This window comes from Frankia umida, from assembly GCF_023242945.1.
GTDB classification, from domain to species: Bacteria; Actinomycetota; Actinomycetes; order Frankiales; family Frankiaceae; genus Frankia; species Frankia umida.
Genome location: NZ_JALKFT010000143.1, coordinates 1 through 247, shown reverse-complemented (window position 1 = coordinate 247; position 247 = coordinate 1). Strand labels below are relative to the sequence as shown.

The 247-nt window shown below is 64.8% G+C and carries 1 pseudogene; it reads left to right on the top strand.

The window, feature by feature from the left end:
- Positions 1-247, top strand: a pseudogene (locus MXD59_RS26155) (malate synthase G); the annotation flags it as partial.

Here is a 247-nt window from a genome sequence, read left to right as displayed (position 1 = left end):
ACATCCACAATGTGGGCCTGATGGAAGACCGCGCCACGCTGCGCATCTCCAGCCAGCACATCGCCAACTGGCTGCAGCACGGCATCGTGACCGAGGCCCAGGTGCGCGAGACCTTCGAGCGCATGGCCGCCGTGGTTGACCAGCAGAACGCGGGCGATGCACTGTACAAGCCCATGGCCGGCCACTTCGACACCTCGATGGCCTACCAGGCCGCCTGTGACCTGGTCTTCAAGGGCAAGGAGCAACC